This window comes from Marinobacter mangrovi, assembly GCF_016798325.1.
Taxonomy (GTDB): domain Bacteria; phylum Pseudomonadota; class Gammaproteobacteria; order Pseudomonadales; family Oleiphilaceae; genus Marinobacter_A; species Marinobacter_A mangrovi.
Genome location: NZ_JAERVO010000005.1, coordinates 131,055 through 147,353, shown reverse-complemented (window position 1 = coordinate 147,353; position 16,299 = coordinate 131,055). Strand labels below are relative to the sequence as shown.

Genomic DNA, 16,299 nt, shown 5'->3' with positions numbered 1-16,299 from the left:
GGGACACGACAGAAGGGAAGCAACAATGAAGACGCTATGTTTCATCCTGGCCATGGTCCTGTCGCTGCCGGTCCTGGCTGGCCAGCGGGTGTGGCTCAATCAGTCCGAGGCGTTCTACGATCCGGCGGATCCGCACGACCGCCAGGTGTATTACATGACGCTACCGCTGGAAAAGGCCGAGAACGGGGATCGCTACGTGCTCCGTTATTTCCACGCGAACGGCCAACTGGCCATGGAAGGTTTTTCCCCGGATCCGCAGTGGGCCCAAAGGGAGCTGGTGGGTCGCTTCCAGACCTACTACCCGGACGGCGCCCGCGCTGCCTCCGGCCAATACGAGGAGCGGCAGGAGGACTGTGGCTGTGGGCACATGCACGCCCTCGAGAATGGTCGCTTCGTGTCTTACTACCAGAACGGCCAGCTCCATTACGAGCGCACTTACGTGGACGGTGTGCTGCAGGACGGCGACTACACCGAGTTTGATGCCGAGGGCCGGCCCACCAAGACGTACGCTTACGTTGATGGCCATTACGATGGTGCGGTCAAGACGTTCAAAGAGGGTGAACTCACCCAGGAGACTCACTACCAGGACGGCCAGCGGAATGGCTGGTTGGTCCGCTACGAGGACGGCCAGCCGGTGTATCGCAAGCGATACCGGGACGGCCAGGCCGACGGTCCGGAGATCGCCTACACCGACGGACAGAAGCGCAGCGAGTACCAGTACGTCGACGGCTCGAAACGCGGGGTGCAGAAACGCTACCACCCGAACGGCGTGCTCCGGGAAATCTGGTTCGTCGGCGAGCATTCGCGTTCGGTGGGCGAGCACAGCTATTACAACGAGAAAGGTATTCGAACCCGCCTTATTGACACCAAACGCGATGACCGCGGGCGCCAGGTCTCGGAAACGGACGAACAGTACGACGACGAGGGGCACCTGAAGTACCGGCGGGTGGAGCGGGATCACTACCGCCTGGTGGAGACCTATGCGCCGTCTGGCGAGCTGGTGGAGCGGGACGAGCGTGATCGCGACGGTCGCCAGGGTCTGTACCTGAACCAGGGCTATGGCCGGACCATCCGTGCCCACTATGTCGACAACCAGTACCACGGGGAATACCGCGAAACCGATGACGACGGTGCGCTGCTCAAAGGCCTCTACAAGCATGGCAAGAAAACCGGCCTCTGGGTGGACGTGTCCGCGGACGGCAAACGCACCGAGACCCGCTATCGCAATGGCGTCAAGCACGGTGACTTTGCCGCGTACAACGCCAGCGGCAAGCGGGTGGAACATGCCCGCTATGTCGACGGCGATCTCGACGGCAGTGTCGACATCGTCAACGCCTATGGCCGTCGCATCGTGGCCGGCTTTCGCCAGGGCAAGCGACACGGCGATTTCCGGGCTTACACCGAGGACGGCCGGTTGCTCGAGAAGGGGCACTACATCCAGGGGGAGCCGGATGGCCTCATCTACACGTTCAGCCCCCGGGGGCGGATGGAGAGTAAAGCGTCGTACACCCGGGGAACCCCCGACGGTGAGTGGCTGAAGACCGACTACGAAGGCTCGATCGTCAGCCGCAAGGTCTATCGCGACGGTGAGCTGGTCCTGGAAATGACCCGGGACAACGCGGACGGGGCTTCCGGCCTTCTCTGATCGCGGTATCGCGCTGATACGGAACAGGAAATGCCGTGCCCCGACAGGGGGCTCGGCTCAGGGTAAAGGGACATTACGCTAGACATGAAATCGAGAATCTGGATTACCGCACTGATTGCCGTGCTCGTGGCCGCCCTGCTGGGCGGCCTGGGCTACCGGGCCTACATGGCCGCCCAGGAACCCCAGCGGACGCTGGCGGAACAGCTGCGTGCCGGCGGCCCGGACGTGCAGGGTCATCTGTTCTTTGACGTGGCCCATGCCGGCGATGTCGTGATCGCCGTCGGTGACGCCGGGCAGGTGCGGCGCTCTGCGGATCAGGGCAAGACCTGGGCGACCGTAGCGACACCGACCGCGTCGACCCTGACCGCCGTGACCTTTGCCGGGCCGAAGACCGCCTGGGCGGTCGGGCACCAGGGCACTGTCCTGCGCTCCGACGATGCCGGGCAGACCTGGCAGCGCGTCGCGCTTTCGGCGGAGTTGCCGGAACATTTCGCAGCCTTCGACGTGCTGTTCACCGCGCCGGACACCGGATTCATCGTCGGCTCCGACGGCACCCTGCTGACCTCATCCGATGGCGGCAGCCATTGGGCGCGGGATGAGGTGCCGTACCGGGCTTCCCGGGATCACCTCTATTCGATCCAGCGGTTACGCTCGGGCGCTGTTGCCATCACCACATCCGGTGGCGCGCTCCTGCGGCGCTCCAATGATGAGACGGAGTGGCACCGGGAGAACGCCAGCTGGTCTGGTCGGCCCCTGTACGGGGTTGTCGAACAGGCGGATGGAACACTGCTGTCCTTCGGTGCCGATGGCGGTGTCTTTCGTCGCGGACCGGACGACGACCGCTGGGATCGTGTCGATGCCACCAGCAAGGCGGACTTCTATAGCGGTCGTATCGAGCCCGATGGCACCGTCGTCCTGGCCGGGTCCGACGGTGTCATTGTTCGCCAGGCGCCCCAAACAGAGGCATTCCTGGTGGACCCGGAGCTGGACAAGGGCGTCGTGCTCGCCATGGATCGCCTGGAAAACGGCACGCTGCTGCTGGCCGGGCAGTCCGGGCTGGGGCGCCAGACTGCGGACGGGTACCGGTTCCAGGGGCAGGATGCGGGAACGGTGGGTGATTTTCGCCGACGCCAGCTGATGGCCATGCCCATGACGCGCCACCTGCTGGACATCGGCAAGCCGCAACCCTATTGGCGCCGTTCCCGGACGCCGTCCTCGGAAACCGGCTGGCTGGCCTGGACGTTGCTCATGCGCTCCGGCGATGACGACACGACGACCGAAAAGGACGTGCTTTCCCCCGGAGTCTACGAGCAGGTGGCCGGATTTCAGGACGAGCTGGCAGAGCAGTTGGGTGTTCGGTCTTCGCGGCTTCAGTCGGTCTGGTCCGGCAGCCTGGAAGTCCGTGCGATGGGAGGTTACTACAGACGCCGGCTGCTGAACGTATCGGCGGACCCGGCGCGCTACGAAGCGCTCGGCGATCCCGAGCGCCGGGCGCTGGTCCGCCGGCTGGAGCAGGGCGGGTACCAGGGGCTCTACATCGACCCGGATTACGCGCGCGCGTCTTTCGTGGTCGATGCGTCGGACATCGACGAACCATCGGCCGACGGCAAGACCGTGTCCCTGGCGAAGAAGGTGGCCGCCATGCCCCTCGATGGCAAGCCGTTTGCGATTGCCGGGGCGCGTCGCTATACATTGCGGGAGGTGGCGCCGGTACCTGAGACGAAGGCTTCGGAAACATCGCCTGCCGATTCCGGGGCGAAGCCCCAGCCGGCTATCCAGGCCTACACGGTCACGCTGGACCCGGACATCCGGCGTTGTGAAAGTCAGCCGGTGGTTGCCGCTACCATGTCGCTTACCGGACCGTTGTCAGACGTGAAAGGGACCGGAGCGATCCTATCCGCCACTGCCGAGGCGAGCTGGATCCGGGCCGTGGAGCACGAGGGCAGCTGGAAGTGGTTCGCCCCCGGTGCCACGCCACGTTACGGTGCGCCATCGTTCGGCCATTGGGGCGATGACGACTGTCCTCGCACGCTGATGATCATATATACGCAGCCGGGAACCGGTGACCTGCGCCCGGCGCTCAAGACGGCGATCGAGCAGACGCTGACTGACTCGAACACCGGGCTGACAGCCGGGGACATGGTGGTCAAAGCGTATACCCTGGAACAGAAGCCCGTGCCGGGCGGTGTTTAGGTCGTCCCTGATCCGGAGTGGCGCTACTTCTCAAGGGCGCCTCTCCCCGGAGAACAGAACGAGCGGCTAATGGTAATGAGCCTCCGATCCTGCCATTGACTCTCCATCAGTCGCCTCGGGGGCGTCTACAACACGCGCCAGGCCGAATACGCAGCCGGCCACCAGAACGCTGATCAGCCAGGCCAGGCCCATGGTGACCAGGGTATGACTGAGGAAATGGTCCCCAATGAGCATCTTGTAGAGCCCCAGCGTCCAGCCCAGGGCCATGGCGCCGTTAAAGGCGATCATCCGGTTCCGTTTTGTGCGAAACAGGAAGAACAGCGAGAGCAGGGCAAACCCGCCGCTGGCATGCCCGGCAGGAAAGCAGCGGATCCGCTTCAGATGCTCTGCGGCGGGGACTCGGTGCAGCAAGGTGACGTAGGGGTAGGTTCCGTCGTAATGGGACAGGTTAGTGGGACACGGCACGTTGGTTACCGCTTTGAGCAGGTTGACCACCCCAACCGTTAACAGGCTGGCGATCAGCACCGTCAGCAGGCCGCGTTTGTATCGCTGGACCCAGGGCTTTTTGCGCAGGCCGATCAGGCTGACCAGCAGGGCCACCGCAAACAGGATAAAAACCGCCTTGGGGCCGGTGTAGAACAACAGCCTCAAGACCTCATTGTGCTTGCTCAGCAGCCACTGCTGGCTGCCGAACTGATAGAAGGCGTCCTGGACGATCATATCCAGACCGGTGGCTTCACACACCAGGACGGCAGTCACCAGGAACAGCAATGTGCCGAGGGTCTGCACCAGAAAAAAGCGACGACTGATCAAAGCGCGTGTCCACTAACGAAGGGTTCAGTTCGGAGACTGGATCTTAGAGTCCAGTGGCCAGACTGAAGAGATTACAGACCGCACCTTAAGGCTCCCTTAGGGCTCCCTTAGGGCGGGGGAATGGAACGACGGGCTGCGCAATCCGGTGGTGTTTATCGGATCTTGAATCGGTGGGGGCTTTAAATGCAGGAAACCCGCCACTTCACGGCGGGTTTCATCGGGCGCCTTACCGGCTCTCCACGATCGTGGTCAGCCAGAATGCGTCATGGCTTTTGCGTGGCCTTCGCGGCCCTGGCGGCATGCAGTTTCTTGTAGCTCTCCACCAGCCGCTGGTGTTTTTCCAGGCCTTCCAGCTGCATGTTGGTTGGCTCCAGGCCATGGAATCGCACGGTGCCGTTCACGGATCCGACGACGGCGTTCATGGTGTCCTCGCCGTACATGCGGGTAAAGTTGGTGAGGTAGTCGTCCAGGGCCATCTCCTCGTCGAGGGTGACTTCAAGGACGGCGTTCATCGCCCGGTAGAACAGGCCACGCTCGACCGTGTTGTCGTTGAACTGCAGGAACATGTCGACGAACTCGAGCGCTTCCTCGTGCCATTGCAGGGCCAGGCAGATCAGGATCTTCAGCTCCAGAATAGTCAACTGGCCCCATACGGTATTCTCGTCGAACTCCACGCCGATCAGGGTGATGATCGTCATATAGTTGTCGAGCTGGCTGGCTTCCAGGCGCTCCACCAGATCCGCGAGTTGCTCGTCGCTCAGGCGGTGCAGGTTGAGGATGTCCTCCCGGTAGTCCAGCGCCATGTTGGTGTTGTCCATGATCAGGTCCTCGACCGGATACACCTCGGAATAGCCCGGCACCAGGATGCGGCAGGCCGGCGCCCCCAGTTCTTCGTAGACAGCCACGTACACTTCCTTGCCCAGTTCACTGAGGATGCCGAACAGGCGCTCGGCCTCCTCGGCGTTGGTGCCGGAGAAGTCCCATTCGCAGAACTCGACGTCGTGCTTGCTGCTGAAGAAGCGCCAGGAGACCACACCCGTAGAGTCGATGAAGTGCTCCACGAAGTTGTTGGGCTCGGACACCGCCAGGCTGTTGAAGGTGGGCGCCGGCACGTCATTCAGGCCCTCGAAGCTGCGGCCCTGCAGCAGTTCGGTCAGGCTGCGCTCAAGCGCTACCTCGAAGCTCGGGTGCGCGCCAAAGGAGGCAAACACACCGCCGTTGCGCGGGTTCATGAGGGTGACGCACATCACCGGGAACTGGCCGCCCAGGGAGGCATCCTTGACCAGCACCGGGAAACCTTGCTGTTCCAGCGCTTCGATGCCCTCGACGATGTTGGGGTATTTCGCCAGGACGTCTTTCGGCACGTCCGGCAGTGTGATTTCTTCCTCGATGATCTGCTTCTTCACCGCCCGTTCGAAGATCTCGGACAGGCACTGCACCTCCGCCTCTTGCAGCGTGTTGCCGGCGCTCATGCCGTTGCTCAGGAACAGGTTCTCGATCAGGTTCGACGGGAAATAGACCGTCTCGCCGTCGGACTGGCGCACGAAGGGCAGGGAGCAGATGCCACGATCGGTCCGCCCCGAGTTGGTATCGATCAGGTTGGAACCGCGCAGGTCACCCTCGGGATCGTAAATGGCGCGGCAGTGCTCATCCAGGATGCCGTCGGGCAGCGCATCGTCCGGGCCGGGCTGGAACCATTTTTCGTTCGGGTAGTGGACAAAGTCGCTGTAGGCGATCTCCTCGCCGAAATACTGGTCGTTGTAGAAGAAGTTGCAGTTGAGCCGCTCAATGAACTCACCCAGCGCCGAGCACAGGGCACTTTCCTTGGTGGCGCCCTTGCCGTTGGTGAAGCACATGGGCGAAGCGGCGTCGCGGATGTGCAGTGACCACACGTGTGGCACGATGTTGCGCCAGGAGGCGATCTCGATCTTCATGCCCAGGTCGGCGAGGATGCCGGACATGTTGGCGATGGTCTGTTCCAGCGGCAGATCCTTGCCCTCGATATACGTCTGGGCATCGTTGTCCGGCTCCACCATCAGCAGGGCCTGGGCGTCTTCGTCCAGGTTGTCGACCGTCTCGATCTGGAAATCCGGTCCGGTCTGCACCACCTTTTTCACCGTGCACCGGTCGATGGAGCGCAGGATGCCTTCCTTGTGCTTCTCGGGCAGGTCCTCTGGCAGCTCCACCTGGATCTTGAAGATCTGGTTGTAGCGGTTTTCCGGATCGACGATGTTGTTCTGGGACAGGCGGATATTGTGGGTCGGGATATCCCGCGCCTTGCAGTACACCCGCACGAAGTAGGCCGCGCACAGGGCCGATGACGCCAGGAAATAGTCAAACGGACTGGGGGCCGATCCATCGCCCTTGTAGCGAATCGGCTGGTCGGTGACGACGGTGAAATCGTCGAACTTGGCTTCCAGTCGGAGGTTTTCGAGGAAGTTGACTTTAATTTCCATGACGTAAGCACCGGGCTTGGAGAATTTGGCGAGCCGTGTGGCTGAACCGGCCATTATCCAGTTTTTAGGGGGTGCCGTCTTGCGTAGAGGGCGCTGAATGATGGTGGTTTTGTATCGTCCAGTGACCTCCCGTGGAATCATGGGCCGAGCGGTTTTGGCCGATTATGGTTTTGGGCTAGAGTAAGGCCGTGTTGAAAATGGAGGATAGCGCCATGGAATGGATGACATGGTTGACGTATGTCGGTGTCATCACAGCGCTGATTGCGTTTCCCGGTCCGGTTGCATTGCTGTGCGCCAGCCATGGTTTGAAACATGGTCATCGTCGGGCATTGTCCACAGTTTTGGGTGGTGCGGTGGCTGCGATGATCATGATGACGGCCTCTGCTTTGGGGCTGGGAGCGATTCTGGCCGCGTCGGAAACCGCCTTTCTGGTGCTGAAGTTCGTGGGTGGCGCCTACCTGATCTTTTTGGGGATCCAGAGCTGGCGCGCGCCAGCGGAAGCGCCCCAATGGGATGTCAATGCTGTGCCGACAGCGGCGGAAAAGCGATCCCACTGGCAGCTTTTCAGGGTTGGATTTACGGTCGGCATCAGCAACCCGAAAGATCTTCTTTTCTTCGCGGCGCTGTTCCCCGGTTTTATCGTCCTTGATCAACCCCAAGGCATCCAGTTTGCCATCCTTGCTGTCACCTGGTTGGTGATTGATACCACTCTGATGTCGGCATACAGCTCCGTTGGTTCGAAAGCCGGACGCTGGTTTCAGAAGTCGACGCACGTTCGCTGGTTTAATCGCATCACTGGAAGCTTGTTTATTACGGCGGGAGGGGCGCTGCTCAGGGCTCAGCGCTGATATCGCCACGTTTTATCACCGGAGTGGTCAGTAGCGTCTCTTTCAGAAACGTTGTGTCGCAGATAGGGCCGACACGGGGTGGTTTTGATGTCACCATAACCAAAATCGGTTTGTTCTGCTGACCTTCCGGGGGACTGTGCCATGCCTTTCCAAACCATCGAAGATCTCGACCACCAGATCACCCGCATCGATACCGGTATGATGTGGGACGAACTGGCGGCCTGCTACTTGATCCGGGGCGCGGACCAGTACGCCATCATCGACACCGGGACAAACCGGACGGTTCCCGTCATCCTGGGGCTGCTCGAAGAGCGCGGCATCCCGCGCTCACAGGTCCGCTACGTGATCCCCACCCATGTGCACCTGGATCACGCCGGGGGTGTCGGTGGACTGATGCAGGCGCTGCCGGAGGCAACCTTGCTGATCCACCCGCGCGGGGCCCGACACATGATCGATCCGTCCAGGCTGAAGGCCGGGGTCCTGGCGGTCTACGGCGAGAAGACATTCGCAGAGGTCTACGAAGACATCATCCCGGTTCCTGGAGAGCGGGTGCGTACCCTGGATGATGGCGCCGAGATTCTGCTCGGCGATCGCAGGTTGTTGTTCCTGGATACGCCCGGTCACGCCCGCCATCACTTCTGCATCTACGATGCAGCATCCAACGGTATCTTCACCGGTGATACGTTTGGGTTGTGCTATCCCTCGCTGATGACCGAAAACGGGCCCTTTATCTTTCCCACCACCACGCCGGTGCAGTTTGACCCCGAGCCCTTGAAGCAATCGATCCACAGACTCCTGGCGCTGGAGCCCGAACGGATGTACCTCACTCACTATGGTCTGGTGGAGAATCCGCAGCCGCTGGGTGAGCGTTTACTGGCGATGGTGGATGGCTTCGTGGCGCTGGCGGAGCGTGTGGAAAAACAGGTAGAGCCGGACCAACTGGAAAGCGCCCTGGCCTCCGCCATGAAAGACTTCCTTTTCCGCAAACTCCGGGAGCATGGCTGCTCGTTGGATGACGATCGACTGATGGCACTGCTGGGCATGGATATTCGATTGAATGGCCAGGGGTTGCGGGTCTGGCTGCAGCAGCGCCAAGCGGCATGAGTCTGTCTGGCAAGGCTGGCGTACAAATTTCGATCAATCCGCGTTGCACATGCCCGGCGATGCTCTAATCTTAAGAGTGCAAACTGGAGTTGCACGGTCAATATTTCGAACACCCCAGTTTTCAATTGGCAGTGCCAGCCTGTCTATCGGCCAATGCAGTTGTCTGTCGGGAAGCTTCAAGGAAAGGAGTTTGCTGTGGGCACTAGTCTATTGGGCGCTCAAAATCTCTTCCATACAATGCGCTGCGCTGCCTCCCGGTGGCCTGCGTTCTGTCGTCTGTCCCTTCCTGTCAATCATCCGAGATGCCATGGCCGTGGCGTTGGCGAACAAACCCTGATGTGGATTCACCCGTTGTCTGGCTGAGCCGATCATGAGTCGGCGCACAACGATCGGCGGTGGATATCCGGGCGTCCTGAGACGGGCACACGATCGTGCCTGGTCCAGAGTCAGGAACATGAGTGGCGTGGCCGCGAGTGCTGTGCGTGCCGCCTTTGAACATGGGTTGGAGGCATTATGGAAGGGCATTGGAGAAGGCACCCGTTACGTCTGCAGATGGTTGTCGCAGCGTTGCTTGGCCTGTTTGCCTGCGGAGCATTAGCCGCACAGCAACAGGAAAAACCAAACATTCTGGTGTTGTGGGGGGACGATATTGGCTACTGGAATATCAGCCACAACAACCACGGCATGATGGGCTATCCGACGCCCAACATCGATCGGATTGCCGATGAAGGCATTGCCTTCACGGACTATTACGGACAGCAAAGCTGTACGGCCGGTCGTGCTGCATTCATTGGGGGGAACGTGCCGGTGCGCACCGGGATGACCAAAGTGGGGTTGCCTGGCGCGAAGGAAGGCTGGCAGAAAACCGACGTGACCATGGCGACGGTGCTCAAGAGTCAGGGCTACGCTACTGGCCAGTTTGGCAAGAACCACCAGGGCGACCGCAACGAGCATTTGCCCACGGTCCACGGGTTCGATGAGTTCTTCGGCAATCTCTATCACCTGAATGCCGAGGAGGAGCCGGAAAACGAGGACTATCCCGGCGATATGAAACTGGCCAACGGCAAGACGTTCCGGGAGCAGTTCGGTCCCCGTGGCGTGCTGCATTGCTACGCCACGGACAAGGTGGATACCACCGAGGTGCCGCGCTTTGGCGAGTGGGGCAAGCAGACCTGCGAAGACACTGGCCCACTGACTCGCAAACGCATGGAAACCATCGACGACGAGACCTCCGAGAGGGCGATGGAATTCATCAAGGAGAAGACCGAGGCCGGTGAGCCCTGGTTCGTCTGGTGGAACGGCACCCGCATGCACTTCCGCACCCACGTTCGGGAAGACCATCGCCATAAAGGGAATGACGAATACACCGATGGCATGATCGAACACGATGCCACCGTCGGCCAGTTCCTGACCCTGTTGGACGACCTGGGCATCGCCGACAACACCATTGTGTTCTATTCGACCGACAACGGCCCGCACTACAACACCTGGCCGGATGCCGGCACCACGCCGTTCCGGGGCGAAAAGAACTCGAACTGGGAAGGCGCTTACCGCGTGCCTGCCTTTGTGCGCTGGCCGGGCCACTTCCCGGATCACACCACGCTGAACGGCATCGTCTCCCACGAGGACTGGCTGCCGACGTTCGCAGCGGTTGCCGGTGCGCCGGATATCAAGGAAAAGCTGCGGGACGGCGTCACCCTTGATGGCCGTAAGTACAAGAACTACATCGACGGCTACAACATGGTCGACTACTTCAGTGGCAACACCGACAAGTCGCCACGCAATGAGTTCTGGTACGTGAATGACGACGGTAACGTCGTGGCGGCCCGTTACGACGCCTGGAAGATCGTGTTCCTGGAAAACCGTGGGCAGGCCTTTGGCGTGTGGCAGGAGCCGTTTGTCGAGCTGCGGGTGCCGCAGATCTTCAACCTGAGACGCGATCCGTTCGAGAAAGCCCAGCATAACGCCAACATCTACTACGACTGGCTGCTGGATCACGCGTTCATTATCGTGCCCATCCAGGCCCTCGCGACCCAGTTCCTGAAGACGATGGAGGAGTACCCGCCGAGCCAGTCACCGGGCTCGTTCAACCTCAGTTCGATCGAGAAAAAACTGAGCAGTATGCAGGGTTCCCACTAACCTGTGATCCACGCGGAACACCCGGGGCAGTGATTTCCGTTGCTGCCCCGGACCGCCGCCGTCAGTGCTGCGCCAGCCAGGTGCGGTAGAAGTCCACGAAGGCCCGCACTTTGGCGGGAATAAACGCACCGGGTGGAAAAACGGCGTAAATCCCGCCCCGGGTCAGTTGCCAATCTTCAAACAGCCTGACCAGACCGGTGTCCTCCCGGCGCACGACAGTCGCCATCGCCGACAACCCGGCACCGCTCCGGACCAGGCTCAGCAACGCCCCTGTGCTGTCCACTTTGATCCGACTGCTCATCTGGACCTGGCATTGCTCGTCGCCCCGGGTAAACGACCAGGTCAGCGGCGTGGGCAGCGGTGTGAATTCGATCCACCGGTGGTGGCTGAGTTCGGTCGGGTGACGGGGTGTGCCGAATTCGCGCAGGTAACCCGGGGATGCCACCACCTGCTGATCAAACTCTCCCAGCTTTTGGGCCCGCAGCGTGGAGTCTTTCAGCCAGCCCATCCGGATCGCCAGATCAATGCCGTCCTGCACCATGTCTGCCACCTTGTCGCCGCTGCGCAGCTCGATGCTGAGGTCCGGATGACGCCGGCCGAAGGCCGCGGCCGCCGGGGCCAGGGTCTGAGTCATGTGATCCATCGGCGCTGTGATGCGCAGTGAACCCGACAGCGAACGTGCGCTGGTGCCGGCCTCACTCAGCGTTTCCCCCAGCTGGGCCAGCAGCGGCTGGCAGTCCCGATAGAGACGTTGGCCGGCTTCGGTCAGGGCGACCTGTCGGGTGGTCCGGCTGAACAGCGTCAGCCCCAGATGTTTCTCCAGGGCGCGGATCTTGAGACTCACTTTGGTCTTGGTACAGCCCAGCCGGTCCGCGGCGCCGGTAAATGAGCCGGCCTCGACCGTCGCGATAAACAGGGGCAGGTTGTTGAGGTCCAGTTCGTTGATCATGGGGGTATCGTTTCGAATCCAATAACAATGAATTATTGAATGATCTGTTTTTCGAATCAATAACCGCTCGCATACTGGCCGCCATACCCATCACCCAGAGAGGACAGACACATGAACGTTGCATTGATTGGTGCCAGTGGTTTTATCGGATCCGCCCTGCGGGAAGAAGCCCTGAGCCGGGGGCACAGCGTCACGGCCCTGGTGACTCGCCCGGACCGACTGACCGCTCGCCCCGGCCTGACGATCCGCACGGTCGATGTCCAGGACACCGCCGCCCTGACCGAGGCACTTGGCGGATACGATGCCGTACTGAGCGCGTTTTCCGGCCATGCCCAGTCCGACGTGGCGGGCTACTACAACCGGGGCTTTGACAGCATCCTGGCGGCGGCGAAAGGCGCGCAGGTGTCTCGCCTGCTGGTGGTTGGCGGGGCCGGCTCTCTGGAAGTGGCGCCGGGCCAGTTGCTGATCGATACGCCAGAATTTCCGGCCGAGTACAAGGCGACAGCCGAGGGCGCCCGCTATGCTCTGGAGTCCCTGCGTCACCAGTCGGACGTGGCCTGGACCATGCTGAGCCCGGCCGCGATGATCGCTCCCGGTGAACGCACCGGCGATTATCAACTGGGCACGGATCAACTGCTGACCGATGCCGACGGGAACAGCCGGATCTCGGTGGAAGACTTCGCCAAAGCCATGATCGATGAGCTGGAATCGCCCCAGCATCCCAACCGTCGGTTCACGCTGGCTTACGCCTGATCCGACGCGTTGCCAGCCTGAAAACCGCAGCGTCTGGCTGCGGTTTTTTATGGCCGAACGGATAGCGCTTACTGCGGTTTTTCAGCGGCTCCGGGCAGGAGACCCCGTGACGTTAATTCCGAGAGGAGGCTGGCGCAGTGCTCGCGCAGTCGATCCCGGATCAGCCGCATGGCCGGTGTGATGGACTGGCGGCTGGGACAGATCAGCCAGAGCTCGGTCTTGCGGGGCTGGTAATCGGGCAGCACCGGCACCACCCGGCCGGCGAGCAGGTCCGCCGAGATGTCCAGGCAGGATTTGACCGCCACACCCTGGCCGGCGACACACCAGCGACGCACGAGATCGCCGTCGTTGGAGGACCGGTTGCCCCGCATGCTCACCCTGAACGTCTGGTCGCCCCGGGTGAAACTCCAAACGTCATGGGGGATGCCCTGAAGCTGGTAGAACAGCCCGTTGTGCGCCGTCAATTCATGGGGGTGCGTAGGCGTGCCGTGCTGGTCCAGGTAGGTCTGTGTGGCGCAGAGCACACCCTGGACATCGCAGATCTTGAAGCCGTGCAGGTGCGCGTCCTCGGGCGAGCCGTAGCGCAGGGCCATGTCCACCGAGTCCCGGTAGAAGTCGATGTTGCTGTCGCTGATGTTCACCCGCAGGCTGAGGCCGGGGTGCTCCGCCATCAGCTCGTCCAGCCATGGCATCAACCGGTTTCGCCCCAGGTCCGACGACACAGCGATCCGCAGCTCCCCCTCCACCGCATTCTGATCGTCGAGGATGTTATTGCGTGCCTGCGCCAGCAGCTGGAGCGCCTGCTCGCACTGCGGCAGGTACTTCTCCCCCGCGCCGGACAGGCGAAGCTGACGCGTCGTCCGGACAAACAGCTCGGCGCCCAGCGCCTGTTCCACCCGTTTGACGGCGGCGCTGGCCGTGGCGGATCGCATGTCGAGACTGGTGGCCGCGGCCGTAATGCTGCGGAACTCCGCCACCTTGAGGACAACCTGCAGGTCTTCGAGTGTCATATTTTCAAATAATTTTTGAGAAAGTTTCAGTGATTAGGCTGTTTTTGGAAGTGTAAATCAGCGCCACACTGACCGCCATCGAATCTCATACACGCATGACCCAACAGGAGGTCTTCCGATGAAAGCGATTGGCTACACCCAGGCACTGCCCATTACCGACGCCAAGGCGCTCGTGGATATCGAACTGCCCCAGCCGGTGGCCGAAGGCCGCGATTTGCTGGTCAGAATCAGCGCGATTGCCGTCAATCCGGTGGACTACAAGATCCGTCAGAACGTCCCGGCTGAAGACGGAAACTACAAGGTGATCGGTTGGGACGCCGTGGGTGAGGTGGTGGCCACCGGGCCCGACGTTACCGGCTTCCAGGCGGGCGACCACGTCTACTACGCCGGCGACCTGACCCGTCCGGGCAGCAACGCTGAATATCAGTTGGTGGACGAGCGCATCGTCGGTCACAAGCCGAAGAGCCTGTCCGATGCGGACGCCGCCGCCCTGCCGCTGACCACGATCACCGCCTGGGAGCTGCTGTTCGAACACCTGGAACTGGCGCAGCAGGCGCCCGGTTCGTCGGCAACCTCGGACGAGGTCCTTCTGGTCGTCGGCGCGGCCGGCGGCGTGGGCTCCATTCTGGTCCAACTGGCCAAAACGCTGACCGGCGCGACCGTGATCGCAACCGCTTCACGCGACGCCTCCCGGAACTGGGTGCAGAACCTGGGGGCTGATGTTGTGGTGGATCACCGGCAGCCCCTCAAGCCGCAGATCGATGCGCTGATCGAGGCTGGCCAGGTCGGCCCCGTCACCCACGTGGCCAGTCTCAACGCCACCGACCAGTATTTCGACAGCTACATCGAGGTCCTGGAGCCGTTCGGCCGGATTGCGTTTATCGACGACCCCGGGGCGCTGGACGTGATGAAAATCAAGACCAAGAGCCTGTCGCTGCACATCGAGTTCATGTTTGCGCGCTCTATGCATCATGCCCGCGATATGGAAGCGCAGCATACCCTGCTGGAACGGGTGGCCGAGCTGGTGGACCAGGGATACATCCGCACCACCGCAGGCAAGCACCTCGGTACCATCAACGCCGACAACCTCAAGGCCGCCCATGCGGAAATTGAGTCTGGGCAAGCGGTGGGCAAGATCGTGCTGGAAGGTTTCTGAGCCTTGAAGTGGCGGTCGCATTGCCCGGACGTCAGGTCGCCAGTACCACCTTGCAGATGGCCTCCACATGCCGCTCGTCGGTCCCGCAGCATCCGCCAAAGACGTTGAGGTTGGGCAAAAGTCGGCGCACATCGCCGTATTGTTGCGCCAATCCATCCGGATCGCCTTCGTCCAGTTCCGTGGCCTCATCCAGCTCGGCATGACTCTTGGCCGAGGCGTTGGCACGCAGGCCGCGAATCCGGGAACGCCAGGCCCCGCCGGCCTCCAGGGCCGCCATGAAATGGGTCGGGTGGGCGCAGTTGATCATGTAGTACACCGGCGCCGCATCCGTGGCGGCGTCGACGTCCTCAATGGCTTCGCCCAGTGGCTTGCCGCTGGGCAGCCTGCCATCCGTTTCCACTGTGAACGACAGCACCACCGGCATGCCAACGGCTTTCGCGGCGCGGGCAATGCCGATGGCTTCGCTGGTGTAGGTCATGGTGATGGCCGTCACCAGATCGGCGCCAGCATCACGGAAGGTGGTGACCTGTGGCAGGTGGTAGGCCTTGGCCGTGCGGTCGGTCATGAACGTATCGGGGTTATAGCCATCGCCCCGGGGGCCGACGCAGCCACTGATCACGATCGGGGTATGCCGGGTCTCGGATGTCTGGCGGATCTCGTAGAGCAGCGCAATAGCCTCGCTGTTGGCTTCGGCCAGTTGCTCTTCCGAATAGCCGAGCTTGTCGCCCCAGTCGGAACTGGCCCGCCAGGTGGCGCTCTCCAGAACGCAGCCTACGCCATAGTCGGCCGCCAGGGTGGCGTAGGTCTGGAAGTATCGCCGCAGGGCTTCTTTTCCACGTGGTGACTTCAGCAGGGTAAACGCCGCAAAAAAGGGCAGCTCCCACCCGTCGTGGAACATCAGCGTGGTTTCGATGCCGCCATCGGTCAGGAAGATATCTCCGGACAGCTGAGGCAGGGCATTCAGGTATTTGGCCATGGTCACCTCCGTATCCGTGGGCGGGACGTCGATCCTGTCGCCCGTCCTTGGAGGTCTGCCTGCCATCCAGTGGCTCTTGGCAGTATCGATGACGGGCGTTCAGGAGGGGAAGTAACTTGGCGGTGTAAAACCGTACGCCCTTATAAAAATCCATTCTTATAGCCCGGATGCGCCTCCACGTTTTGAGGCATACCGAACTTGATCAAAGCAAAACCAGTTGGCCTCTGATCCCGATCCGGGTCGTATAGTGAGACTTG

At 61.6% G+C, this 16,299-nt stretch carries 12 protein-coding genes; 7 read left to right on the top strand and 5 right to left on the bottom strand.

The window, feature by feature from the left end; all coding sequences use genetic code 11:
* Positions 1 to 25 precede the first annotated feature (25 nt).
* Positions 26 to 1,645 carry a toxin-antitoxin system YwqK family antitoxin gene (locus tag JL474_RS15520; protein ID WP_203142792.1) on the top strand — a complete coding sequence of 540 codons (1,620 nt, stop codon included), beginning with the start codon at positions 26 to 28 and terminating at the stop codon, positions 1,643 to 1,645.
* A gap of 84 nt (positions 1,646 to 1,729) precedes the next feature.
* The gene (locus JL474_RS15515) at positions 1,730 to 3,838 is read left to right on the top strand and encodes a WD40/YVTN/BNR-like repeat-containing protein (RefSeq protein WP_203142791.1); all 2,109 of its coding nucleotides are present in this window, start codon (positions 1,730 to 1,732) and stop codon (positions 3,836 to 3,838) included.
* Positions 3,839 to 3,904: 66 nt separating this feature from the next.
* Here JL474_RS15515 and JL474_RS15510 read toward each other — a convergent pair whose 3' ends face one another.
* Together JL474_RS15510 and JL474_RS15505 are read right to left on the bottom strand one after the other, a co-directional pair.
* Positions 3,905 to 4,651, bottom strand: a complete 747-nt coding sequence (locus JL474_RS15510; protein WP_203142790.1) for a phosphatase PAP2 family protein — start codon at positions 4,649 to 4,651, stop codon at positions 3,905 to 3,907.
* Positions 4,652 to 4,914: 263 nt separating this feature from the next.
* Positions 4,915 to 7,107: an OsmC domain/YcaO domain-containing protein gene (locus JL474_RS15505; protein WP_203142789.1), complete on the bottom strand. Its 2,193-nt coding sequence runs from the start codon at positions 7,105 to 7,107 to the stop codon at positions 4,915 to 4,917.
* A 212-nt stretch (positions 7,108 to 7,319) separates the two neighbouring features.
* Here JL474_RS15505 and JL474_RS15500 point away from each other — a divergent pair, with 212 nt between their 5' ends.
* The 3 genes from JL474_RS15500 to JL474_RS15490 all read left to right on the top strand — a co-directional run bounded on the left by JL474_RS15500 (position 7,320) and on the right by JL474_RS15490 (position 11,198).
* On the top strand, positions 7,320 to 7,955 hold the full coding sequence (locus JL474_RS15500) for a LysE family translocator (protein ID WP_203142788.1): 636 nt from the start codon (positions 7,320 to 7,322) through the stop codon (positions 7,953 to 7,955).
* A 141-nt stretch (positions 7,956 to 8,096) separates the two neighbouring features.
* Complete coding sequence (locus JL474_RS15495; protein ID WP_203142787.1) at positions 8,097 to 9,059, top strand: MBL fold metallo-hydrolase; 963 nt, start codon at positions 8,097 to 8,099, stop codon at positions 9,057 to 9,059.
* Positions 9,060 to 9,572: 513 nt separating this feature from the next.
* Positions 9,573 to 11,198, top strand: coding sequence for an arylsulfatase (locus JL474_RS15490; RefSeq protein WP_236012299.1), 1,626 nt, complete (start codon positions 9,573 to 9,575; stop codon positions 11,196 to 11,198).
* A 61-nt stretch (positions 11,199 to 11,259) separates the two neighbouring features.
* Here the strand turns inward: JL474_RS15490 and JL474_RS15485 are convergent, their stop codons facing one another.
* Positions 11,260 to 12,147: a LysR family transcriptional regulator gene (locus JL474_RS15485; protein ID WP_203142786.1), complete on the bottom strand. Its 888-nt coding sequence runs from the start codon at positions 12,145 to 12,147 to the stop codon at positions 11,260 to 11,262.
* A 111-nt stretch (positions 12,148 to 12,258) separates the two neighbouring features.
* On the opposite strand from JL474_RS15485, the gene JL474_RS15480 reads away from it, so the two are divergent.
* Entirely contained in the window at positions 12,259 to 12,900 is a 642-nt protein-coding gene (locus JL474_RS15480) for an NAD(P)-dependent oxidoreductase (RefSeq protein ID WP_203142785.1), read from the top strand.
* A 68-nt stretch (positions 12,901 to 12,968) separates the two neighbouring features.
* Here the strand turns inward: JL474_RS15480 and JL474_RS15475 are convergent, their stop codons facing one another.
* On the bottom strand, positions 12,969 to 13,910 hold the full coding sequence (locus tag JL474_RS15475) for a LysR family transcriptional regulator (RefSeq protein WP_203142784.1): 942 nt from the start codon (positions 13,908 to 13,910) through the stop codon (positions 12,969 to 12,971).
* Between the two features lie 118 nt (positions 13,911 to 14,028).
* Here JL474_RS15475 and JL474_RS15470 point away from each other — a divergent pair, with 118 nt between their 5' ends.
* Positions 14,029 to 15,066, top strand: coding sequence for a zinc-binding alcohol dehydrogenase family protein (locus JL474_RS15470; RefSeq protein ID WP_203142783.1), 1,038 nt, complete (start codon positions 14,029 to 14,031; stop codon positions 15,064 to 15,066).
* Between the two features lie 31 nt (positions 15,067 to 15,097).
* On the opposite strand, the gene JL474_RS15465 is transcribed toward JL474_RS15470, so the two are convergent.
* The gene (locus JL474_RS15465) at positions 15,098 to 16,042 is read right to left on the bottom strand and encodes a homocysteine S-methyltransferase family protein (RefSeq protein WP_203142782.1); all 945 of its coding nucleotides are present in this window, start codon (positions 16,040 to 16,042) and stop codon (positions 15,098 to 15,100) included.
* Between the last annotated feature and the right edge of the window lie 257 nt (positions 16,043 to 16,299).